1 pseudogene is annotated in these 310 nt (G+C 56.8%); it reads right to left on the bottom strand.

The annotated features are described in order from the left end of the window. Positions 1-96: 96 nt before the first annotated feature. Positions 97-310 (bottom strand): annotated as a pseudogene (locus tag HALO32_RS18185) (hypothetical protein); the annotation flags it as partial.

Genomic DNA, 310 nt, shown 5'->3' on the forward strand with positions numbered 1-310 from the left:
TGGGAGCCTATCTCTCGTTTGATCGGCTCTGCGCTGAGGTCCATCGCCTGCTCGGGGACTATGGCACGGGACGCACGATTAATTATGCATAATCACTTACTCCGGGCCATCCTTGGACACGCGCACGCTCTTCCAACCGCAGGCAGGACACGGCTGTTTCATCGATGTGTTGGTGCTGCAGACGCCGCACTTCACGTAGTAGCCGTACTGGCGTAAGCGCTCCATCAACCCCATCTTCTGCCGCTGAATAACGTCCGTCAGACTGGTGTCATCCGATTTCAAGGAGGACACCATGACCGAACTGACCTCG

The organism is Halomonas lysinitropha, assembly GCF_902500215.1.
Classification (GTDB): Bacteria; Pseudomonadota; Gammaproteobacteria; order Pseudomonadales; family Halomonadaceae; genus Halomonas; species Halomonas lysinitropha.